Consider the following 21,344-nt stretch of genomic DNA (forward strand, 5'->3'; position numbering starts at 1 on the left):
GCCACTAGTTAAGTCAAAAAACCGTGCACAGTCAAATTTATGGCGCACTATGTTTGGATTAACTGAGGGTTAATTAACCAAACAGATGGTAAACCTTTGCCGCGTTCTGTGCTTGGTGGATCTGCGACATCTCGTCGACTATCGCTTGTCGCTCCCCCGTCGCCGCTTCCAGGAGCTGTTTATACACCCCCAGCAACTCCTCCAGGTTTTCGCGCAACGCGGTCTCGTCCACCGAAGCTTCACTCAAGACGTCTTCCATGCAGGAACGGCAAGCCAGGTCCAATTCACCGATGGCCTCCCAGTTACGCTCGGCCAATGCCTCGACCAGGGCGTCCCGGGTATGCTCGATTCGCTGCAATACAAGACTCATGGTGATCTCCTTAAAACTGGGGAGCAGGTGCGCCAATGGCATCCCAACCGTCTTTGACCGTGCGAAGCAGGTCGGCGACTTCGTCGAGGATTTTTGGATCGGTCCTGAGGTTGGCTTCCGCCAGACGCTTCATCATGTAAGCGTAGAGACTATCCAGCTCACTGACGGACTCCGCCTGCTTCTCCAGGTCCAGCCCCTCTCGCAAACCACCGATAATGCCGATGGCCTTGCCGATAAAAACACCCTTATTGGCGACGTCCTTGCGCTCCATGGCACCTTTGGCCTGAGCGATGCGATCCAGACCGCCTTCCATGAGCATTTGCACCAGACGATGAGGACTGGCCTCGGAAGTCTGGGCTTGCGCGCCAATCTTCTGGTACTGCCGAAGGGCTAACATCGGGTTCATGTTTACCTCATCCAAAACTCTGTGATTCGTATAATCAAGCTATCGACATAGCGTCAAAAATCTTTAATCCGAAACTAAAAAAGCCCGACAAGCGGAATCCGCTGCCGGGCTTTTGGCGTTTAGGCGCTATGAAGCGTTCTTCTGTGCGTTCATCGCATCGAACATCGAAGTAATATTGCTCGCCGTTGCCTTCAGCTTGCCGACAAGGGAATCCATGTCGTTGTACTTCTTGGTCAACACCGCCGTCAGCGTCTCGACCCGACGATCCAGGGCTGCCTGCTGGCTGGCCAGATTCGTCTTGGCCTTGGCCAGGTTAGTCGAACGGGTATCCAGGATCCCATCACTGCCAGTGACCGTGTAAGGGGTGATTGCATCGTTCATGCGCGTCAACAGACCCATGGAGGCATCGCCAGTCGCCGTCGGATCGCCCAGGAACAGCTTCTGAACTTCACCACCGAGCTTCTGGGTATCCATCGCGGTCGAGAACTTGGTGCTATCGAAATCCAGCGCACCGGTTTTCTGATTGGTGGTGATACCCAATTGCGACAGAACAGTGAGTTTGTCACCCGCCCCCGTTGTGACCAACGGCGTACGAATCGATGCCAGAACGCTGCGCGCCAACGGGTCACCGGTCAGTGCTGCAGCAACGGTCGGCTTGCCATTGCTATCCAGGGAAGGCTTGGTCAGCGTATTAACATTGGTCACAACCTGGTTATAGGCATCAACGAAAGCTTGGATGGATTTTTTCAGGCCATCACTGTTCGGGCCAACCGTCACCGTCGTGGTACCACCGGCGACCAAATTCAGGGTCAAGCCGGAAATAGCCGAGTCAACCTTGTTGCTTTTGCTAGTCAGCGCGAGCCCGTCCACGGTGAAACTGGCGTCCACCGCGAAATCGCCGATGGCACCCGCCGAAGTCGCTGTCGGTGCTGCACCCATTTGCTGGCCGGCATTAATCTCCAGACCCGCGATACCGCTGAGGGTGATGTCGGAGCCCGCACCGGTCGCCGTGGACCCCATCACCAGACGCGAGCCAAACGAGTCGGTCACGATGTTCGCGCTGAAACCGTTCGCACCCTGCTGGGTGTTGATCGCATCGCGAACCGACTGCAACGTCGCGCCGGCCGGAATGGTGACAGAACTGGATACGCCATTTTGCGTGATATTGAGCGTGCCGCTCGCAACGGCACTGCTGGCACCGCCGGCAAAGGCCGCGGTGGCCACTTTGGACGAGGTCGCAAGGTTATTGACCTTGACCACGTAGGAACCGTTGACGGCCGTGTTGCTGGCCACAGCGGTCAATACTTTCGCGTCGGCGGACGTGGCGTTGTAACCCAGGAACTGCGGAGCTTGCGTATCTTGCAGCTTCTTGATTGCAGCCTGGAAGTTCGCCAGGACACTTTTGAGAGTACCAATACCGGAAATCTGCGCAGTATTGGTGGTCGTCTGACGATCGATCTGATTCTGCTTGGCCGCCTTGTCGGCGTTGACCAGAGCCTTGACGATATCACCGGTATTAATACCGGAGCCTAAGCCCGTGCCCGGTAGAATTGGACTTGCCATGTGGAACTCCCTTCAGTGTGTCGCCGGCCTTTTGACCACTACAACGCCCAAAAGAACATAGCAACAAAATTCGTGCCAGTTGTCAGACTTTTGCGCTGAACAACAGACTGCTTGCATCATTCAAACTGTTCGCCAGCTTAAGGACTTCTTCGTTGGGGATTTGACGAATCACCTCACCGGAGTCACTGGCAATCACTTTGACCACAACTTTGCCTGAAGGCTCGTCAATCGAGAACTCCAGGTTACGCTTGACCGACTGAACGAACTTTTCGATTTCCTGAACGGCCATCTTCAGTTTTTCCTGCTCGGTCTGGTCTTTTTTACCTTCTTCCTTGACGGCAACCACTGGCGCAGTTTCCGCTCGAGGCTTTTCCGCAGGCTTATCGGCAACAGTCGTCGCCTGCTGGGCCGCAGGATAAGACAAGTTCAGCTTGACGCTCATATCCATGTCCATCACCTCTTAAAGTAAAAAGCGAGAGAGCGCGACAAGCGCACTCCCCCGCTAAAACTCATCGGCTATTACTGAAGCAGTTTCAGTACAGCGGATGGCAGTTGGTTGGCCTGAGCCAGAACTGCGGTGGAAGCTTGTTGCAGAGTTTGTTGCTTGGTCAGCTGTGCAGTTTCAGCAGCGAAGTCGGTATCTTGTACGCGGCTCAGTGCAGCACTGGCGTTTTCGTTGATGTTTTGCAGGTTGGAGATGGTGCTGGAGAAACGGTTTTGTGCAGCACCCAGGTCAGCACGAGTGCTGTTGATTCGCGACAGAGCGGCGTCGATAGCCGAGATAGCCGACGCTACAGCAGAGTGGTTGGCTGCGTTGGAGGTACCGGAAATGGTAGTACCGGTCATGCCCAGGGCGCTGGAGTCGAAGCTCGAAGCCAGGGTCAGAGTGATCTGGTTGTCGGAGGTGGTGTTGGAACCAACCTGGAACTCCATCGCACCAGCGGTACCGTCCAGCAGCGCCTTGCCGTTCAGGTTAGTCGACTGAGCGATACGGGTCAGTTCAGCAACCGACTGTTGGTATTCTTTGTCCAGAGCGGTACGGTCAGCAGTGCCGTTGGAGTCGTTACGCGACTGAACTGCGATTTCACGCATACGCTGCAGGATGTTGGTCGATTCTTGCAGAGCGCCTTCAGCGGTCTGAGCGATCGAAACACCGTCGTTGGCGTTTTTGATAGCCATGGTCTGACCACGGATCTGCGAGGTCATACGGGTAGCGATCTGCAGGCCGGCGGCGTCGTCTTTGGCGCTGTTGATTTTCAGGCCGGAAGACAGGCGAGTCATCGAAGTCGACAGCGCGTCGGAAGCACGGTTCAGGTTCTTCTGAACACCCAGAGATGTAGTGTTGGTGTTTACTGTTAAAGCCATGACGAATTCCTCGTTGGTTGGGTACTACGGCTTCCGGCCCTGGCAACCGCCCGGTATGGCCTAGAGAACCTTCGTAATAGTTATCGTCGCGAATGCAGGTTGCTTGAGGGGATTTTTGAAATTTTTTGCCATCACACTGCCACCCCCTGTAAAACCAAGCCATAGCGACGATCCAACCACCAAAAAATGACGCCAGAGAACTGCCACAACCCTTCCTTACGCCCCGCTTGCGTTGACCTGCCACGGCATTACGCGGAATTGACAGCCATCAGTAAATCAACCAGTTCGTATTCAAGGTAATCCGCGAGCGCCAGCCAGTCCTGTCGCTCCTGGCTATCCAGCATGCCTGTCAGCAATGCCATCCACCGGGCCGCGATCTGGCTGTCTGCCCCGCCGACCCGCGACTGCACCTGCTCCGCTACCTCGACCATGACCAGCGCCGCCTCGACATCCCTTCCCAGACGAAACAACGCTGAACATTGCCGGGCCTGATCAACGAGTAGCTCTTCGCTCATCGACTGAACTCCGGATGAAATGTCGTGCCGACAATCATGGCCCCAGCTCGACTGCTGTTGTAGAAGACGACGTGTGGATGCGCAGCGATATAGCGCTCCAGCTCACACAAGTAACTACGGAAATTGAGCTGAGTCTTGACCCGCTGCCCATGCCCATCCAACACCCAATGACGAGCCGCGACCAATTGCGGGCCAAGGTCGCCGTCATCCCAACCGGCATGGGTCTTGTTGTTGGGGAACGCGAAGTCCGCCCCGAACAGCGTGATCTGACTGGCACCCATTTTCACCGCCAGGTCCACCGCCGGATGAATCACGCTGCCGCCTGCAAACAACCCTGCCCGTGGGAGCTGCTTGCGCAGATCGCGAAAGACCGGGCTTGCCGAGTAGGCGACATAGCGCTTGCCTTGCCAGGCCTGCAAGACCGCAGGAGCCACCAGCGGCATGTAGACCAGCGTGATGTCTGCGCTGTCCTCGGGCGGCAGATGGCGCTGCGAGATACGCTGGTCGATCGTGACGACGACATCCGGTTTGATACCGTTCTCGATGAGCGGCCGGTAAGCGGTATCGACACAAACGAACAGCGGTCGCTGGGTCTGGCCGCGAATTGATCGCAAGGTTACGAAGTGTTGTTCCAGGCTCGGCCCGGTGGCGATGACGAACATCGGCTGGCCAGCGTGTGTGGCGAACAATTGTGCGGCGTCGCTATCGACGCGGATCTGTTCGACACTTTCCAGCAAGCGCGCGGCGATTTCCGGATTGTCCGGATCAAACTCACAGTTGTTGAACGTCAGATGGGTTTCGCTGACCAAGCGGTCACGGATCTTCGCGTTGAAGTCATCGGCCAGCACCAGCTCTGAAGGCAGGGCAAAGAACGGCAAACAAATTTCAGCCAAATCACCGGCGTAGTGCAGCTCGACCCGCGAATCGCTGAGCCACGACTGCTGATCGAGCAATTGCAACACCAGCGCAAACACTGCGCCGTTAAGTATATGTACGTGTAACTGAATCAGCCCCGAACGCTGTAGCAGCTCCAGTTGCAGATCACCCAGCCCTGTGCCGTAAACGTGTAACACCGGGCTGTCGACCGGCAGGCTTGCGGCCTGAAGCTGCGCTTCGCGGGTACGGTCATGGCGACTGGTCAGCTGAATGCCGTTGATGCTCAGGGTCGAGCCGAGCCCTTCCACCAGATCGGCCTGCAACGGGCCCGGATCTTCAGACAGCAGACGCTCAGCCACGGCCGGCCAGCGACGCTGGATGAGTTCGGCGTTGGGTTGAAAAAACTCGCTCATGGCGCCTCGCTGTGATTCGGGCAAAAAAATAGCGCTCAAGGTTACACCTTGAGCGCTTTTTTTGTGTCCGGCTTTTAGAAGATCAAGGGCGATAGATGATCGCCGAACCCCAGGACAAACCAACACCAAAACCGCTGAGTGCCACACGCTTCCACTTGGAGTCGAGCACGTGCTTTTCCAGCAGCAATGGAATGCTCGACGACACGGTGTTACCGGTCTCGACCATGTCCTTGAGGAACTTCTCGGGCTCGCCCTCGAAGCGTCGCGCCACGGCATCGACAATCGCCGCGCTGCCCTGGTGAATGCAGAAAGCATCGATATCGTCGGCCGTCAGGCCCGAGTCAGCGAGCAGCTCATGCAAATGCGCAGGCACTTTGAGCAGCGCAAAGTTGAACACCTGACGGCCATTCATGAAGAACACCCCGTCGGTAACCTTCAGGTGCGGCGCGCCGGAACCGTCAGTCCCGAACTTGGCCTTGCCCAACTGCCATGGCGCGTCTTCGCCCATCCAGGTGGCGGTGGCGGCATCGCCGAACAGCATGGTGGTGTTGCGATCTTCCGGGTCGACGATCTTCGAATACGGATCGGCGGTCACCAGCAGGCCATTCTTCAGGCCTGCGGCTTCCATGAAGCCCTTGATGGCGTAGATGCCGTAGACGTAACCGGAGCAGCCCAGGGAAATATCGAACGCGGCCACAGTCGTTGGCAGGCCCAGCTTGTCCTGAACGATGGCGGCGGTGTGCGGCAGGCCTTCTTCGTCGCCGTTCTGGGTCACGACGATCAGCACGTCGATCGCTTCACGCTTCAATTCAGGGTTGTTGGCGAACAGCGCGTTGACTGCTTCGACACACAGGTCCGAAGTTTCTTGCCCGGCGTCTTTGCGCGGCAGGAAGGCCGAACCGATCTTGCCCAGGATGAACTCTTCATCCTTCTCGAATTTTGCACCTTGTGCGTAATTGTCCACGCCGGCTACAGGAACGTAGCTCGCAATGCTCTTTATGCCAATCATTACGGCTTCCCAATAATAAACAGCCCAATACCACCGCTCGCAAGGAATCGAGGGGCGCCGACAAACAACGAATAACGTCGCCCTCAAGGAGGTGACAGCGGGAAGAGTAAAAGGCCATCACTGAGCCAAAAGCAGGCCAGGCGCCCTCTTCCCTATTTATACAATACAGTGAAGATGCGCGTAATGACTCGCAGGTCACGCTATTTTGCCGAATCAGCCCCACAAGCGGTTATTCGACCAGCGACCAGTCCAGCGGCGTTCCGCGCTTGATGGCCTGGCGGGCACGGCGGCCCAGAAGGGTTTCAGCGTGTTTCGGGGCCAGCCCCAGGCCTGGACGGATGGCCCGCAGATTAGCGGCGGTAAAAGGCTCACCGGCGATCATGTCCTGGGTGACATACAGCGACCGGCGGTACACCAGGGACTTGCGCTCGGCGTCAGTCACGCCGTAATGCACCTGGCCCATGGCCTGCCAGGCGCGCTCGGTTTCGACCACCAGGCTGGCAAGCTCGGCTGGTTCCAGGGAGAAACTGGCGTCCACACCTCCGGCGGCACGGTCGAGGGTGAAGTGTTTTTCCACCACCGTCGCCCCCAGCGCTACGGCGGCGACAGACACCCCGACGCCCATCGAATGGTCGGACAAACCAACTTCACAGCCAAACAACTCGCGCAGATGAGGAATCGTGCGCACGTTGCTGTTGGCCGGCGTTGCCGGGTATGTGCTGGTGCACTTGAGCAACACCAGGTCCTTGCAACCGGCCTCACGGGCGGCACGCACGGTTTCATCGAGTTCGGCGATGCTGGCCATGCCGGTGGAAATGATCAGCGGCTTGCCGGTGGCCGCAACCCGCCGGATCAACGGCAGATCAGTGTTCTCGAAGCTGGCGATCTTGTAGGCCGGCACATCGAGGCTTTCGAGGAAGTCCACCGCGGTGTCATCGAACGGTGTGGAAAACGCCAGCATGCCCAGCTCTTTGGCCCGGGCGAAAATCGGCGCGTGCCATTCCCACGGCGTGTGGGCCTTTTCGTACAGCGCATACAGCGAAGAACCGGCCCACAAGCTGTTGGGGTCCTTGATGAAGAACTCGCCTTCGGACAAGTCCAGGGTCATGGTCTCGGCGGTGTAGGTTTGCAGCTTCAAGGCATGGGCGCCGGCCTTGGCCGCGGCTTCGACGATTTTTATCGCCATGTCCAGCGACTGGTTATGGTTGCCGCTCATCTCGGCAATGATGAACGGCGGCGCATCGGCACCGATCGAGCGGTTGCCGATCTTGAAACTGGTCATTGTTCTGGATCCTTCAATACACGCGTGAACGCGCAAGCACTCTGAGTAAAACCACCCTCGCGGAAAACCTTCAGCGATGGCTGATTGGCCGGCAGCACCTGAGCCGTGATGGCCTCAAGTTGTGGCCAATGCGCCGTGACGAACGCTTCGCCCCGCGCCAGCAGCGCCCTGCCCCAGCCCAGGCCGAATCGGCCTTCGAACAAATAGATCGAGACTTCGGCCCGAGTACCGTCAAGGTCATAGCGCAGCATACCGACCGGGCCGTCATCCGCCTCGGCAATCAACAGCAGTCGCTGGGGATTGTTCAGGCTCGCAGCCAGCCAAACCTGGTGCCGTTGCCAATCGATGGCGTGGGTGTCCAGCGACCAGCGCCGTACCGCCTCGGCATTACGTCCCTCGAACAACAAATGCGCATCGTCCGCAGTGGCCCGACGCACCTGCAGTACCGCTCCCGCCAGTGCTGCCGCCACCCGCTGCGCGCCACGGCCATCGACCAACTGCCGTGAGCGTTCGGCCAAACTTTGACGAAAACCTTGATTGCCTACGACAAAACCAATGGCTTGGCGCAATTGCTCGACGCTGACATGCTCGCGGTTGCCCAGGAACACATGAGCGCCCGAGGTCGCCATCACCTCGCCGTTGGCCTGCTGATTATTCGAGACTGCAATGCAGATTGTCGGCAGCCCCATGGCTGCCCGCTCCCAACTGGTACCGCCACCGGCACCGATAAACAGGTCGGCCTCGGTCATAAGCCGATAGAAGTCGCTGACAAAACTGTGCAGGCGCCAGTTCGGACGATACGCCGCCAGCGCCTGCATCTGCTCCCAGGCCGGGTTGTCGGCCCCCGCCACGAAATCGACCTCCAGCTCATGAAGGTCCGCCAGCGCCAACATTGCGTGGTGGGTCTGCATGGCCGCATCGAAGCCGCCGAAGTTCACCAACACTCGCCTGGCCCGAGGCTTGATTTCGACCGCCGGGCAGCAGAACTCATCGCGCAACATCGCAAAACGTGGGCCGAGCAAGGTCTGGCAGTCGGGCGTCAGCAGCGTGGCATAAGCCTCTGGGGTGCCCGACAGATTTTGATTGAGCAGCAGATCGACGCGGTACTGCCGAGTGGCCAGGTCATCCACCGCGGCGATCCGTGGTGCCCAGCGACGGGCCGCAGTCTGCCAGTGATGATCGAGGCCATAGTGGTCAACGATGATCCAGTCGAAAGCCGGATGGCTTTCCAAGGCTTGCGCCAGCGCGGCGATGTCCGCCTGCCACGGCAGCATCGATTCGATGGCCTGCTGCGGATCTTCATCGGGGTAGCGCGCAGGCAGCGCGAAGGTCTCGAAGCCCTCGCTTGCCAGGCTGTCCAGTCGATGCCCCGGCAGCAGGCGACAGGCGAAGGCAACGTGCGTGCCCTGCTTGCGCAACACCCTGGCCAGGGTCAGGCAGCGGGCAATATGGCCGCTGCCAATGGTTGGCGACGCGTCAGCGCGGATCAGTACCCTCATTGCAACTCACCACCAGCCTTCAATGCGGCGTAAAGGTATTCGGCGCGTTTCCAGTCTTCAAGGGTGTCGATGTCCTGTACCAGGTAGCGCGGCAGAATCACCGGCAGGCTCGCCGGCGAAAACAGTGCATCACCACGCAACCAGGCCTCGCTGCGCCCCCAGTAGAACTGGCCGGCATCTTGAAAGGCTTCGGGCAAGTCCTGGGAACGGGTGTCACGAAACTCCGGATAGAGCGAGGTCAGGGCGCCCTGCTCGTCGAGGGTCAAGGCACGCTGCACCGGAAAACCAAAACCGGTGACTGAAAACGCGAAAGACTTGTCCGGGTGCTGCACCAGCAACTCATGCCCCTGACGCAGATAACGCGCTTGCAACAACGGCGCCGTCGCATAGATGCAGCAGGCATGGTCGAACGGCGGCAATTGATTCAAGGCATGCACAATCACTGCCGCAGTCCCGGTGAAATCGTCAGCCAGTGCCGCAGGCCGCATGAACGGCACCTGAGCGCCATTGGCTCGTGCGACTTCGGCGATTTCCTCATCGTCGGTACTGACGATCACCTGGTCGAACAGGTGCGACTCCAGCGCCGTGCGAATCGAACGGACGATCATCGGCACGCCGTCGAACGGCTTGAGGTTCTTGCGCGGGATTCGCTTGCTGCCACCACGGGCCGGAATGATCGCAACACAGCTCAAGAGTCACTACTCCTCAAGGATCAGTCGTCGCAATTGCTCGACCACATAGTCCTGTTGTTCATCGCTCAGCAGAGGAAACAGCGGCAGGCTGATGGCCTCGGCGTAATAACGTTCGGCCTGGGGAAAATCACCCACGGCAAAACCCAGGTCGCGATAGTACGGCTGCAAGTGCAGCGGAATATAGTGCAGATTCACCCCGACACCGGCTGCTCGCAAGCCTTCGAACACCTGTCGATGACTGAGGTTGATCCGCTCCGTCTGCAAGCGCACCACGTACAGATGCCACGCCGATTCGGCTTCAGGCTGCGTGCTGGGCAAGGTCAGCGGCAAGTACGCCAGCAACCGGTCGTAACGCGCCGCCAGTTCGCGTCGACGCTCGATAAAGCCATCGAGCTTGTTCAGCTGCGACAGACCGAGGGCCGCTTGCAGGTCAGTGATCCGGTAATTGAAGCCCAGTTCCACTTGCTGGTAGTACCACGGGCCGTGGCTGGGTTCGGTCATCTGCCCGGGGTCACGAGTCATGCCGTGGCTGCGCAGGCGCTGCAAGCGCTCGGCCAGTTCCGGGCGATTGGTCAGCACCATGCCGCCTTCGGCGCTGGTAATGATCTTCACCGGATGGAAACTGAACACGGTCATTGCCGCGAACTCACCGCAACCCACCGGGCGCCCGGCATAGGATGCGCCGACCGCGTGAGAGGCATCCTCGATCACCGTGAAACCGTAACGCTCGGCCAGTTCGGCGATCATGCGCATATCGCAGCTCTGCCCGGAGAACGCTACCGCCACCAGCACTTTCGGCAGCTTGCCGTCGCGCTCGGCGATTTCCAACTTCGACGCCAAGGTGTAGGCATCGAGGTTCCAGGTCAGCGGGTCAATGTCGACAAAATCGACGTCGGCGCCGCAGTAACGACCGCAATTGGCCGAGGCCAGAAAGGTGTTCGGCGTGGTCCATAACCGATCGCCCGGCCCCAGGCCCGCGGCGAGACAGGCAATGTGCAACGCCGCAGTGGCATTGCACACCGCCACCGCGAAATCGGCCTGGCACCGCTCGGCCATCGCCTGTTCGAAACGCTCGATGGTCGGCCCTTGGGTCAGCCAGTCAGACTGCAACACGGCGACCACCGCATCGATGTCCGCCTGATCGAGGCTTTGCCGACCGTAGGGAATCATGCCGACAGTTCCGCGTGCAGGTCGGCGATCTGGCCGACTGACAGGAAGTGCGGGTTGGTATCGGAACGGTACTCGAAATCTTCGCCCACCGGCCGGCCCTGCTCACCCAGTTTGTCCACGGCAAAATCCACGTCGACGCTGGTGAAACGGATCGACGGCTGAATGGTGTAGTGATCGTCGAACTCCAGGGTCATGCGCGCGTCGTCCAGTGGCACCATCAGCTCATGGAGTTTTTCACCCGGACGAATGCCGACGTGTTTGTGCGGCAAATGCTCAGCCATGCCCTGCGCCAGATCGACGATGCGAATCGACGGAATCTTCGGCACAAACACTTCACCACCGTGCATGCGGGCGAAGCTGTCGAGCACAAACTTCACGCCGTGATCGAGGGTGATCCAGAACCGCGTCATGCGCTCATCGGTGATCGGCAGCTCTTTGGCGCCCTCGGCAATCAGTTTGCTGAAGAACGGCACCACCGAACCCCGCGAGCCGGCGACGTTGCCATAGCGCACCACGGCAAACCGGGTCTGTTGTTCGCCGGCAATGTTATTGGCAGCAACGAACAATTTATCCGACAGCAGCTTGGTCGCGCCGTACAAGTTGATCGGGCTGGCAGCCTTGTCGGTGGACAGCGCGACAACTTTTTTCACGCCGTTGTCGATGGCCGCGGCAATGATGTTTTCCGCGCCGTTGACGTTGGTGCGGATGCATTCGGTGGGGTTGTATTCCGCCGCTGGCACTTGCTTCAGCGCCGCGGCGTGCACCACGTAATCGATACCGCGCATGGCCTGACGCAAACGGTCGGCGTCGCGCACATCACCGATGAAGTAACGCATGCACGGCGCGTTGAACGTCTGCTGCATCTCGTACTGCTTGAGCTCATCGCGGGAAAACACCACCACCCGCTTGGGCTGGTATTGCTCCAGCAAGCGGCGGATGAAGTTGCGCCCGAACGAACCGGTGCCGCCAGAGATGAAAATCGATTTACCGTTGAACATGCCTTGAGTCCTTTTACCTGTCAGCCAGGCTTATGCGAGCAACTGCGCCCAGTCAATGCTGGTCGGTTCGCCGAGGGTAAAGCCCTTGCCAGTCAAGGCCAGGTTCTGGTTGTAGGCTGAGTCCTGCTCGAAACGGGCCTGCCACTTGTCACGCAGGGCAGCTGCCGCCTGCGAATTGTCCGGCAAAGTCCCGGGGTGCGTAATCTGCACTTGTGGTGTCCAGACCGTCAGCAAACCTGCGTCGGCAACTTTCAGGCACAGATCGACATCGGCGTAAGCCTCGTCGAAATGCTCTTGGTCCAATCCACCGACGTCATCAAACACTTGCTTGCGAATCATCAGACAAGCACCAGAGACCGCCTGATAGTTCTGTTCGACGACCAAGCGACGCATGTAGCCCTGGGCATCTTTTTTCTCGCCTGCGAAAGGTGAAGCGACCCCGCCATTGAGGCCCAGAATCAAACCGGCCCCCGTCACATTGCCATTGGCATCCACCAGTTTGGCCCCGACCACTCCTACCTCAGGACGCTGCGCCTGGTTAAGCAGTGCCTCGATCCAGTTGGCGTTAACGACCTCGGCGTCCGCCGCCAGCAGCACCAGGTATTCGCCCTGAGCCTGTTCTACAGCCAGGTTAAGTAGTGCCGAAGTGCTCAGACGCTGCTCTGCCCTGACCAGACGAACCCGGCCACGACCGTTCTGCTCCAGGCTTTCCAGCCAGGCGAGCAGTTCGGCGGACTGGCTGTGATTGTCGACGATCACGATCTCATTGTTCTGATAGCGCGTGCGTTGCAACACGCTGACCAGGCAGCGCTGCAAACACTCCAGGTTGTCCTGGCTGTGAACGATGATCGAAACCTTCGGACGATCGGCGTGACGGTAGTCGATACGGTAGCCTCCCGACGCTTCGGCACTGACCTGGGCCTGATATCCGCGGGTCGCCAGATGACGAACCAGAGTCTGGCGTTCGTGTTCAATAGGCCCCGGCAGCGGTGCCTGGGTGATCAGCAAAGGCTCTGCCAGATGCGCGAGCCCGGCCAGGCCGCCGGCTTCGATCAGGCGCAGCAACAGGTCGAACTCGAGCGCCGAAGTGAACTCACGAGCAAAACCACCGACTTCCACCAACACCTCACGCCGGATCAGCCAATGCCGCGCAGTCAGCGCCGGCAGGCTCTGCAACAAATCGAGGTTGAAGGCGGGACGGAAGACATCGACCAGCGTGCCATTGGCCTGACGATGAATCTCGTCCACCGCCACCGCACGGCAACCCTCGGCGTTCTGCAACTCCAGGCTGGCACGCAACAGACCCGCGGCGGTGAACTCGTCGCCCGCCTCGGCCAGCAGCAACCAGTCCGAGGTCGACTGGCGAGCAATCTGGTTCAGCTTATCGACATAGTTGCTGGTGGTGACCTTGACGAAATGCAGGGTGTTTTGTTCGGTGGTGACTGCCGGCAGATCGCCGGTGGTGAAGACCACCACTTTGAAGGCCCGGAACGCGCTCTCCATCAGACTATCGAAGCTGGCCTGAAGCTTGTCCATGTCTGCGTCCAGGTCCAGCAACAAAATGCCGAACTGAGGTCCACCGTCATTGGCTGCCAGATGCTGGTTGATTTTCCTCACCGCAGTCTCATTTGGCTCCCGTGCCTGCAACCAGTTGAGCAGACGTCCCGACGGCATCGTGTCGAGCAACTGACGACTGTCGTGGGTCGGCACACTGTCCAGGCGCTGCACCCAATCGGCCAACACTTGGGCATCAGCCGTTTCCCCCATGTCCACCAGTTGCTGAGCGAGCTTTTGCACGACTCGACGGTTGAAGGCGCCGAGTTCCACGGCTTGAAGCAGGCGCGTCTGGATCGTCGCCGGACTGTCATTGGAGTAAGTACGCTGCAGTGTCTGCTGCTTGAGCAATGTCCCTTCCATTTCCTCGAGTTGCAAACGGCCGGCCGGCATTGCATGGAGCAGAAACTCGCACTCCGCCAGTTGCTCGAAGAAGGCGCTGTTGTAGAACGGCATCTCGACGTATTGCTCGGGGCCGAAGACACGCTTCGGGCCGACCGTCGGATCGGTCCAGTAAGACTCGAATATCGGTTCGATGGTCAGCGCGTTGCGGGCAGTCAGGCTGTCGGCCAAAGCGGCGAAGCTTTGCAGGGCCAACTGGGCGGTCTGCTGTTGGTCGAGACCGGTGATACCCGTCGGCAGCGATGACAGGAACCCGGCAAAGCGCTCGCGCTCGGCGACAGAGCGGGCGTCCTTGAAACTCAAGGTCGTCATGATTTCGGTGTTGTGATCCGAACGTCCGTAATTGACTTCACGTACCACATAGGGTGCCGGGAGAATTCGCGCCTTGGCCCGCGCCAGCATGTAGTACACGTGGCCGATTTCCTGCCACTGGAAGATCGTGCCTTCCGGCATCACTGCGTACCAGTCCCGCAACAGCGAGGTCCGATGCACGGCATAGAACGGCGGAATGTACTGCCCCATGTAATCGAGTACACGGTCCTGGCCTTGCTCGGCGTTGTAGTCCTCCTGCACCTTCTTGTCACGACGGTAGTACTGCACATAATTGGCGTGGGTCAGGTACATCAGGCAATAGCCGTGGCACAAACCGTAGTCGGGGTTGGCTTCGAGGAAGTTCACCGATTCGGTGAGAGCACCGTGCAACAGGAAATCATCGTCGGAGGCGAACACCATGTACGGCGTGGTGACCTGTTCGACACCGTATACCAGCTTGGCCTGGATGCCCCAATAGCCGAACTGCGGCAAATGCCGATAGTCGATGGTGTCCGCAACCGTCGCCGCGCCATCCAGAGCAACGGCTGACGAATCAAGGACCAGGATCCTGCAAGGCAGCGTGCTGTAGAACTGCAACGCCCTGCGCAAAAACGCCGGACGATTGTGCGTAATCAGCACCAGAGTGAACAGTTCACTCAGGGGCAACGTGTTTTCAGAACCGTAAATGCCTTGCATATCCTTCCCCGCCACAGACCTATTGCCTGATGAACACTTGAATGAAGTTGTCGTTTAACGCACCCGGCGCAGGTAGCCATCCGGCGCAACGGTGATCAGCAGTTTGCTGTGAATCGCCTGATCGATCTCGAAATCCCGGTTTTCTTCCAGGTACGCCCAAACGGCGGTTTTAGGGTTATCACCCTTGCCCCATGGACGGTCCGGAAAGGCGTCTTCCGGCATGTCTTCGACCACCGTATCCATGACCACGCAGTAGCTGCCGACCGAGACCATCGGTGCATACAGACGCAACTCTTCCAGCACGTGTTGATGGGTGTGATTGGAATCCAGCACCACCAGCACTTTCTTGCCCTGAATGCGCTCGCGCACCTGATCGACGATCGCGGTGTCGATGCTCGAACCCTGAATCATCTGGATTCGTTTGCTCATCGGATGGGCTTCGATCGCTTCGCGGTTGTGCTGACGAATATCGATGTCGACACCCAGTACTTCACCATGGCCGATCAGCTCCAGCATCGAGGCGTAAAACACCAACGACCCGCCGTGGGCGATCCCGGTTTCCACGATCACATCCGGGCGCAAGTTCCAGATGATTTCCTGCATGGCCACCATGTCCTGGGGGAATTGAATGATCGGGCGGCCCATCCAGCTGAAGTTGTAGGTGTACTTGTGTTTGGCCGTGGTGCCGACCCAGTCCAGGGACTCGGCCTGCAGCGCTTTGTCTTTCTTCAAACCTTCGATGTTGCCTTTTACTTCTTCACGAAACTGCTCATGGGGATTCATCGCAACTCTCCAGAAAAATAGGGAAACGGCTTACTTGAATACCTTACCGTCGGGGTAAGGCACCGCGTTGGTCTTGATGATCCTGGCGGGATTGCCCGCCACGACCGAATAATCCGGAACATCTTTGGTGACAACGGCGCCGGCGCCGATGGTGACCCAGCGACCGATGCGCAGGCGCGGCAGGATGGTGGCGTTGGTACCGATAAATGTCCCGTCGCCGATTTCCACGCAACCGGCGATACACACCCCAGGTGCCATGAAAACCGAGTGGCCAATCCGTCCTTCATGCCCCACCACGCTGCCGGCACTGATACTGGTGTTGTCACCCAGCGTTACTTCGGCCTGCATGAGCACGCCTTCCTGTAGATAACTGCCCTGCCCCATGCGAATCATGGTCAGGTCGATACCCGGGTGAACGAATTGGCCCAGAGTGGCGCCGGCCTCGACCAGTTGGCGGGTGGTCTCGTAGCGCAGCCGGGTACTGCCGGTGATCAGGTTCACGAAGCGCGCCTGAGGCCCTTTGAGTTCGCTCACCCGATCCGAGCCGCCGATCACCGGTACCCCATAAAACAGCGTGCCCTGCTTGCTCGGGTCGTTATCCAGAAAGGCGAATTCGACGTTGGGGGTGCTGCGCTTCACCGCGTGAAGCATGCGCACCGCTTCGGGGTTGGCCGCGCCCAGCAAATAAATCTTCACGACAGCTGCCTTTTTGCGAGCAGGGCACGCACGACATCCACCACTCGTTGCTGATCGGCGTCGGTCATATCGTGATAACTCGGCAGGTTGAATGCGCGCTCCGGCAAGGCGAAAGCAACCGGTGTGTCGACAGAGTGTTCGCTGAACATCGGCAACGACGACAACGGCCAGAAGAACACCCTGGCATCGATATCGGCAGCCTGGAAAGCGGCGATCAACTCATCCCGACGAATCCCTGTCTCGGCATCGAACACCACTGTCGGCATCCAGTAGCCGTTACGCGAGTGCTCAGGCTCAGGGTTCAGGGAAACACCCGGCAGTAATGTCAGGGCGCGGGCGTAATTGGCGAAAATCTCACGCTTGCGATTGATCAGCTCATCGATACGCTCGACCTGAGCGCAACCGACGGCAGCCTGCAGGTTGCTCATCTTGTATTTGAAGCCGATGAACTCAGGCCAGAACTGTTTGGTGCTGCCAGCGACCCGGCCATGGTTGGATAAGGTCAGGACGCGCTCGTACAAGGCTTTGTCCGAGGTGACGAAAATCCCGCCCTCGCCGGTGGTCATGGTCTTGGTGCCATGAAACGAGAACGCACCGAATGCGCCTAGAGAACCGGCCGCCCGACCACGCCATTGCGAGCCGATGGCCTCAGCGGCGTCTTCGATCACCGGAATATTGTGTTCCCGACCGATCGCCAGCAAGGCGTCCATATCACACAGGTTACCGTAGAGGTGCACTGCGAGAATGGCCTTGGTTCGCGGGGTAATTGCACGCCTGACCTGCTCCGGGTCCAGGCACCAGCTATCCGCCAGAACATCGACGAATACAGGCGTGGCACCCAGGTAGGTAATGGGCGCCGCCGACGCGATCCAGTTAGTGTTGCCCAGGATCACCTCATCGCCAGCACCAATGTCCAACGCCGCCATCCCCATGTGCAAGGCGCCAGTACAGCTGGAGGTCGCGATGGCGTAGGTGGCGCCAAGATGCTCGGCAAAACCATGCTCGAAACGCGTCAGATATTCGTAGCAACGTGCGCCCCAACCGTTCTGAACGGCGTCCAGGGCATACCGGGCTTCCAACTCGCCCACGCTCGGCTTGGTGTAATGAATTCTGCTCATTGAATGCTCAACTCCGGAACGGCGACAACAAACCGCGCGCCCCACACTTTGACCGAGGCGAATTGTTGGGTGATTTCAGTCAACAGGTTCCAGGGCAAAACCAGGATGTAGTCGGGTTTTTCAAGATCGATGCGGTCGGGCGAAACCACCGGGATTCGACTGCCCGGCAAATACTTGCCCTGCTTGTGCGGGTTGGCATCGGCCACCCAGGCCAACAGGTCCGGTTTGACCCCGGCGTAGTTGAGCAAGGTGTTGCCCTTGGCTGCCGCGCCATAACCGACCACGCGCTTGCCGTCGGCCTTGGCTTGCAGCAGGAAACGCAGCAGTTCGTGCTTGATGCGTTCAGCGGCGGGCGCGAGAGTCGCGTAGTACTCGGGCGTTTTCACCCCGGCGTCCAGCTCAGCCTGTAATTGTTGCTGCACGGTCGGTTGCACCACGCGGCGCTCACCGTCCTTACGCTGCACGAATACCCGCAGTGATCCACCGTGAGTGCTCAGCAGACTGACATCGAACACTTCCAGCCCATTGCGCTCGCACAAGGTCTGCACGGCGGTCAGGGACAGGTAGGAATAGTGCTCGTGATACAGCGTGTCGAATTGCTGCCCGGCCATCAACGTCAGCAGTTGCGGAAACTCGAACGTCGCCACACCGGTCGGCTTGAGCAAGGTGGAGAAACCACCGAGGAAATCATTAATGTCCGGCACATGCGCCAACACGTTGTTGGCGGCCATCAGGTCGGCGGCCCAGCCTTCGTTTTTCAGTTGCGCGGCGGTGTCGCGACCGAAGAACAGTTCGCGAATCTCCAGGCCTTTTTCCCGCGCTGCTTGCGCGGTGCTACGGGTCGGTTCAACACCCAGGCAAGGGATGCCGCGCCCGGCGACGTACTGCAACAGGTAACCGTCGTTGGCGGCGATTTCCACCACGCGACTGTCGGCCGTCAGGCCGAAGCGTTCGACCATCTCCGCGACATAGCGCTCGGCATGGGCCAGCCAGGTACTGGAGAACGAACTGAAATACGCATACTCGGCATCGAACAGGCTGTCGGCGCTGGTGTAATCCTCGGTTTGCACCAACCAGCATTGCTGACACACCGCGACCTTCAATGGTACCCATTGCTCGGCTTGTTCCAGGCGATCGGCGTGCACATAGGCGTTGGATGGCGGCGAGGTGCCGAGATCGATCAGCGGCAAGGCCAGAGGAGTACCGCAACCACGGCAGTTCATAGACGCACTCCAGCGAAGTGTTCATCGATCAAGGGATGGCTGGAGTCCCTGGCCGACAGATTATTGACAGGCAACGGCCAGGCAATCGCCAGCCGTGGATCGTTCACCGACAACCCGCCCTCGTGCGCAGGCGTGTAATCGGCGCTGTGCAGGTAGAGCAATTCGGCGTCATCGGTCAGCGTCTGGAAGCCGTGGGCGAACCCGGCCGGGATCAGCAGGCTGCGACCGTCACCGGCCTTCAGGTGCTCGGCGTGCCAGTGCAGAAAGGTTTCGGAATCGGGGCGCAAGTCCACCGCCACATCCCAGACCTCGCCGCGCAGGCAGGTAATCAACTTGGCTTCCGGCGCATTGGAATTTTGAAAATGCAGACCGCGCACACTGCCCCGCTCACGGGTGCAGGAGTGGTTGATCTGGCGGATATGAAACGGCTGGCTGAAAGCGCTCAGGCTGCCTTCGCAAAACAACCGGGCGAAGTGCCCGCGATCATCTTCGAAGCGTTTGTGCTGCACGCTGAACAGTCCGGCCAGCGGCAAGGTCTTCAATAAAAACTCGCTCACAGCGCGCCTCGATACAGGTTCAACTGACGCAGGGTGATTTCACGCATGTCATCACCGTTCTGCCACGCCAGATGCCAATCGAGGGTCTGGGTCAGGCACTGCTGCAACGACCAGCGCGGTTGCCAGGCCAACAGTTGACGGGCGCGACTGCTGTCCAGGCGCAGCAGACCGGCCTCATGCAAATCACTCGGTTCAATGCGCAATCCGCGTGCTTGCGGCCAGCGGCTGGCAAGCAACTCGACCACTTCGCCGACACTGCACATGTCTGCTTCGCTCGGGCCGAAGTTCCACGCGCCGGCAAACTGCGGGCCTTGCTCATAGAGACCGGCGGCCAATTGCAGATAACCGGCCAGCGGCTCCAAGGCGTGCTGCCATGGGCGCACGGCCTGCGGGTAGCGCAGGGTTACCGGTTGGTCGGCCGACCAGGCCTTGAGCACATCGGGAATCAGGCGTTCAGGCGCGAAGTCACCGCCGCCCAGCACATTGCCGGCACGCGCGGTGGCCAACGCCAAGCCATGCTCGGCGTACTTGTCGGCCGGGAAAAACGATGCGGCGTAAGACTGCGCCAACAATTCGCAGCAAGCCTTGCTGCTGCTGTAAGGATCGTGACCGCCCAAGGCTTCGTCTTCGCGGTACGGCCACAGCCATTCCTTGTTGGCGTAGACCTTGTCGGTGGTCACCAGCACACAGGCGCGCACGCCGCCGACCTGGCGGATCGCTTCGAGCAGATTGAGCGTGCCCATGACGTTACTGGAATAGGTGCCGAGCGGATCGCGATAGCCTTCGCGCACCAGCGGTTGGGCCGCCAGGTGCAGGACGATTTCCGGCTGGGTTTCGGCGATCAGTTCCAGCAAGGCGCCGAGGTCACGCAGGTCGCCGCGCTGATCATTGATGCCTTCGTGCACCCGCGCCAGATCGAACAGGCTCGGCTCGGTGGATGGATCGAGCGAAAACCCGCTGACCTCGGCCCCGAGGCTTTGCAGCCACAACGTCAACCAGCTGCCCTTGAAACCGGTGTGGCCGGTCAGCAGCACCCGTTTGCCGCGCCAGAATTGCGGACTCAGTCCCATTGCTTCCATGGGGCCTCCCCGCTCTGCCACAGCGCCTCAAGGTGATTCTTGTCGCGCAGGGTGTCCATCGGATGCCAAAAGCCATCGTGCTGGAAAGCAGCAAGCTGGCCATCGCTGGCCAGGCCGGTCAAAGGTTCGGACTCCCAAACCGTCTCATCCGCGGTAATCAGCGGCAGCACCTTAGGCGACAGCACAAAGAAACCACCATTGATCCAGCCACCGTCCCCACGAGGTTTTTCAGTGAAACCGCGAACCAGATAACCTTCGCGCTCCAGGGCGCCATAACGACCAGGCGGCTGGACCGCCGTGACCGTGGCAAGCTTGCCGTGGGAAAGGTGAAAGTCCACCAGGGCGCTGATGTTCAAGTCAGACACGCCGTCGCCGTAGGTAAAGCAGAACGCTTCTTCGTTTTCCAGATAGCGGCCGGCCCGTCGCAAACGACCACCAGTCATGGTTTCCTCACCGGTGTCGATCAGCGTGACGCGCCACGGCTCACTGTAATTCTGGTGAACGTCCATACGGTTGTTGCACATGTCGAAGGTGACGTCGGAGGTGTGCAGGAAGTAGTTGGCGAAGAAGTCCTTGATCGCATAGCCCTTGTAGCCAAGGCAGATCACGAAGTCATGAATCCCGTGGGCGGAGTACTGTTTCATGATGTGCCAAAGAATTGGCTTGCCACCGATCTCGATCATCGGCTTGGGCTTCAGGTGCGATTCTTCGCTGATGCGCGTGCCCAGGCCACCCGCCAGAATTACTGCCTTCATCGTCTCCCCTC

General features: G+C 59.3%; 21 protein-coding genes. All 21 read right to left on the reverse strand.

The window, feature by feature from the left end; genetic code table 11:
* Positions 1-73: 73 nt before the first annotated feature.
* Positions 74-370, reverse strand: a complete 297-nt coding sequence (gene fliT, locus ACEN9A_RS21790) for a flagellar protein FliT (RefSeq protein WP_019648098.1) — start codon at positions 368-370, stop codon at positions 74-76.
* Positions 371-380: 10 nt separating this feature from the next.
* Positions 381-776, reverse strand: coding sequence for a flagellar export chaperone FliS (gene fliS, locus ACEN9A_RS21795; RefSeq protein ID WP_018925037.1), 396 nt, complete (start codon positions 774-776; stop codon positions 381-383).
* A gap of 126 nt (positions 777-902) precedes the next feature.
* Positions 903-2,339: a flagellar filament capping protein FliD gene (fliD, locus tag ACEN9A_RS21800; RefSeq protein ID WP_018925036.1), complete on the reverse strand. Its 1,437-nt coding sequence runs from the start codon at positions 2,337-2,339 to the stop codon at positions 903-905.
* 82 nt (positions 2,340-2,421) lie between these two features.
* Positions 2,422-2,787 (reverse strand): flagellar protein FlaG, encoded by a 366-nt coding sequence (locus ACEN9A_RS21805; RefSeq protein WP_026286326.1) that lies wholly within the window; start codon positions 2,785-2,787, stop codon positions 2,422-2,424.
* A 71-nt stretch (positions 2,788-2,858) separates the two neighbouring features.
* Positions 2,859-3,704, reverse strand: a complete 846-nt coding sequence (locus ACEN9A_RS21810) for a flagellin domain-containing protein (RefSeq protein WP_018925034.1) — start codon at positions 3,702-3,704, stop codon at positions 2,859-2,861.
* A gap of 248 nt (positions 3,705-3,952) precedes the next feature.
* Positions 3,953-4,219 carry a hypothetical protein gene (locus ACEN9A_RS21815; RefSeq protein WP_258670564.1) on the reverse strand — a complete coding sequence of 89 codons (267 nt, stop codon included), beginning with the start codon at positions 4,217-4,219 and terminating at the stop codon, positions 3,953-3,955.
* Entirely contained in the window at positions 4,216-5,508 is a 1,293-nt protein-coding gene (locus tag ACEN9A_RS21820; RefSeq protein ID WP_258670565.1) for a motility associated factor glycosyltransferase family protein, read from the reverse strand. The genes ACEN9A_RS21815 and ACEN9A_RS21820 overlap by 4 nt, the downstream gene beginning before the upstream one ends.
* A gap of 82 nt (positions 5,509-5,590) precedes the next feature.
* Positions 5,591-6,517 (reverse strand): ketoacyl-ACP synthase III, encoded by a 927-nt coding sequence (locus ACEN9A_RS21825; RefSeq protein WP_019648094.1) that lies wholly within the window; start codon positions 6,515-6,517, stop codon positions 5,591-5,593.
* A gap of 229 nt (positions 6,518-6,746) precedes the next feature.
* The gene (gene pseI, locus ACEN9A_RS21830) at positions 6,747-7,799 is read right to left on the reverse strand and encodes a pseudaminic acid synthase (RefSeq protein ID WP_064619507.1); all 1,053 of its coding nucleotides are present in this window, start codon (positions 7,797-7,799) and stop codon (positions 6,747-6,749) included.
* On the reverse strand, positions 7,796-9,298 hold the full coding sequence (pseG, locus tag ACEN9A_RS21835) for a UDP-2,4-diacetamido-2,4,6-trideoxy-beta-L-altropyranose hydrolase (RefSeq protein ID WP_258670570.1): 1,503 nt from the start codon (positions 9,296-9,298) through the stop codon (positions 7,796-7,798). Before pseG ends, pseI begins: the two co-directional genes overlap by 4 nt.
* On the reverse strand, positions 9,295-9,990 hold the full coding sequence (pseF, locus tag ACEN9A_RS21840; RefSeq protein WP_258670573.1) for a pseudaminic acid cytidylyltransferase: 696 nt from the start codon (positions 9,988-9,990) through the stop codon (positions 9,295-9,297). The genes pseG and pseF overlap by 4 nt, the downstream gene beginning before the upstream one ends.
* A 6-nt stretch (positions 9,991-9,996) precedes the next feature.
* On the reverse strand, positions 9,997-11,160 hold the full coding sequence (gene pseC, locus ACEN9A_RS21845) for a UDP-4-amino-4,6-dideoxy-N-acetyl-beta-L-altrosamine transaminase (RefSeq protein ID WP_019648090.1): 1,164 nt from the start codon (positions 11,158-11,160) through the stop codon (positions 9,997-9,999).
* Positions 11,157-12,158, reverse strand: coding sequence for a UDP-N-acetylglucosamine 4,6-dehydratase (inverting) (pseB, locus tag ACEN9A_RS21850; protein ID WP_019579558.1), 1,002 nt, complete (start codon positions 12,156-12,158; stop codon positions 11,157-11,159). The genes pseC and pseB overlap by 4 nt, the downstream gene beginning before the upstream one ends.
* Positions 12,159-12,188: 30 nt before the next feature.
* Positions 12,189-15,122 (reverse strand): TIGR00180 family glycosyltransferase, encoded by a 2,934-nt coding sequence (locus ACEN9A_RS21855; protein ID WP_258670577.1) that lies wholly within the window; start codon positions 15,120-15,122, stop codon positions 12,189-12,191.
* A 54-nt stretch (positions 15,123-15,176) separates the two neighbouring features.
* A complete protein-coding gene (locus tag ACEN9A_RS21860) occupies positions 15,177-15,905 on the reverse strand; it encodes a cephalosporin hydroxylase family protein (RefSeq protein WP_018925024.1) in 729 nt (242 codons plus the stop codon).
* 30 nt (positions 15,906-15,935) lie between these two features.
* Positions 15,936-16,601 carry an acetyltransferase gene (locus tag ACEN9A_RS21865; protein ID WP_018925023.1) on the reverse strand — a complete coding sequence of 222 codons (666 nt, stop codon included), beginning with the start codon at positions 16,599-16,601 and terminating at the stop codon, positions 15,936-15,938.
* Positions 16,598-17,719 (reverse strand): DegT/DnrJ/EryC1/StrS family aminotransferase, encoded by a 1,122-nt coding sequence (locus ACEN9A_RS21870; protein ID WP_258670580.1) that lies wholly within the window; start codon positions 17,717-17,719, stop codon positions 16,598-16,600. Before ACEN9A_RS21870 ends, ACEN9A_RS21865 begins: the two co-directional genes overlap by 4 nt.
* The gene (locus ACEN9A_RS21875; RefSeq protein ID WP_019648086.1) at positions 17,716-18,942 is read right to left on the reverse strand and encodes a class I SAM-dependent methyltransferase; all 1,227 of its coding nucleotides are present in this window, start codon (positions 18,940-18,942) and stop codon (positions 17,716-17,718) included. The genes ACEN9A_RS21870 and ACEN9A_RS21875 overlap by 4 nt, the downstream gene beginning before the upstream one ends.
* Complete coding sequence (locus ACEN9A_RS21880) at positions 18,939-19,499, reverse strand: dTDP-4-dehydrorhamnose 3,5-epimerase family protein (protein ID WP_258670584.1); 561 nt, start codon at positions 19,497-19,499, stop codon at positions 18,939-18,941. The genes ACEN9A_RS21875 and ACEN9A_RS21880 overlap by 4 nt, the downstream gene beginning before the upstream one ends.
* Positions 19,496-20,578: a CDP-glucose 4,6-dehydratase gene (gene rfbG, locus ACEN9A_RS21885; protein WP_258670587.1), complete on the reverse strand. Its 1,083-nt coding sequence runs from the start codon at positions 20,576-20,578 to the stop codon at positions 19,496-19,498. Before rfbG ends, ACEN9A_RS21880 begins: the two co-directional genes overlap by 4 nt.
* On the reverse strand, positions 20,560-21,333 hold the full coding sequence (gene rfbF, locus ACEN9A_RS21890) for a glucose-1-phosphate cytidylyltransferase (protein WP_019648083.1): 774 nt from the start codon (positions 21,331-21,333) through the stop codon (positions 20,560-20,562). The genes rfbG and rfbF overlap by 19 nt, the downstream gene beginning before the upstream one ends.
* Between the last annotated feature and the right edge of the window lie 11 nt (positions 21,334-21,344).

The sequence above is a fragment of the Pseudomonas sp. Pseusp18 genome (assembly GCF_059506005.1).

What these genes read in the sequence shown, in the direction of transcription:
- fliT (WP_019648098.1), bottom strand. Translation starts at nt 370, where the DNA reads ATGAGTCTTGTATTGCAGCGAATCGAGCATACCCGGGACGCCCTGGTC.
- fliS (WP_018925037.1), bottom strand. Translation starts at nt 776, where the DNA reads ATGAACCCGATGTTAGCCCTTCGGCAGTACCAGAAGATTGGCGCGCAA.
- fliD (WP_018925036.1), bottom strand. Translation starts at nt 2,339, where the DNA reads ATGGCAAGTCCAATTCTACCGGGCACGGGCTTAGGCTCCGGTATTAAT.
- ACEN9A_RS21805 (WP_026286326.1), bottom strand. Translation starts at nt 2,787, where the DNA reads ATGGATATGAGCGTCAAGCTGAACTTGTCTTATCCTGCGGCCCAGCAG.
- ACEN9A_RS21810 (WP_018925034.1), bottom strand. Translation starts at nt 3,704, where the DNA reads ATGGCTTTAACAGTAAACACCAACACTACATCTCTGGGTGTTCAGAAG.
- ACEN9A_RS21815 (WP_258670564.1), bottom strand. Translation starts at nt 4,219, where the DNA reads ATGAGCGAAGAGCTACTCGTTGATCAGGCCCGGCAATGTTCAGCGTTG.
- ACEN9A_RS21820 (WP_258670565.1), bottom strand. Translation starts at nt 5,508, where the DNA reads ATGAGCGAGTTTTTTCAACCCAACGCCGAACTCATCCAGCGTCGCTGG.
- ACEN9A_RS21825 (WP_019648094.1), bottom strand. Translation starts at nt 6,517, where the DNA reads ATGATTGGCATAAAGAGCATTGCGAGCTACGTTCCTGTAGCCGGCGTG.
- pseI (WP_064619507.1), bottom strand. Translation starts at nt 7,799, where the DNA reads ATGACCAGTTTCAAGATCGGCAACCGCTCGATCGGTGCCGATGCGCCG.
- pseG (WP_258670570.1), bottom strand. Translation starts at nt 9,298, where the DNA reads ATGAGGGTACTGATCCGCGCTGACGCGTCGCCAACCATTGGCAGCGGC.
- pseC (WP_019648090.1), bottom strand. Translation starts at nt 11,160, where the DNA reads ATGATTCCCTACGGTCGGCAAAGCCTCGATCAGGCGGACATCGATGCG.
- pseB (WP_019579558.1), bottom strand. Translation starts at nt 12,158, where the DNA reads ATGTTCAACGGTAAATCGATTTTCATCTCTGGCGGCACCGGTTCGTTC.
- ACEN9A_RS21855 (WP_258670577.1), bottom strand. Translation starts at nt 15,122, where the DNA reads ATGCAAGGCATTTACGGTTCTGAAAACACGTTGCCCCTGAGTGAACTG.
- ACEN9A_RS21860 (WP_018925024.1), bottom strand. Translation starts at nt 15,905, where the DNA reads ATGAATCCCCATGAGCAGTTTCGTGAAGAAGTAAAAGGCAACATCGAA.
- ACEN9A_RS21870 (WP_258670580.1), bottom strand. Translation starts at nt 17,719, where the DNA reads ATGAGCAGAATTCATTACACCAAGCCGAGCGTGGGCGAGTTGGAAGCC.
- ACEN9A_RS21875 (WP_019648086.1), bottom strand. Translation starts at nt 18,942, where the DNA reads ATGAACTGCCGTGGTTGCGGTACTCCTCTGGCCTTGCCGCTGATCGAT.
- rfbG (WP_258670587.1), bottom strand. Translation starts at nt 20,578, where the DNA reads ATGGAAGCAATGGGACTGAGTCCGCAATTCTGGCGCGGCAAACGGGTG.
- rfbF (WP_019648083.1), bottom strand. Translation starts at nt 21,333, where the DNA reads ATGAAGGCAGTAATTCTGGCGGGTGGCCTGGGCACGCGCATCAGCGAA.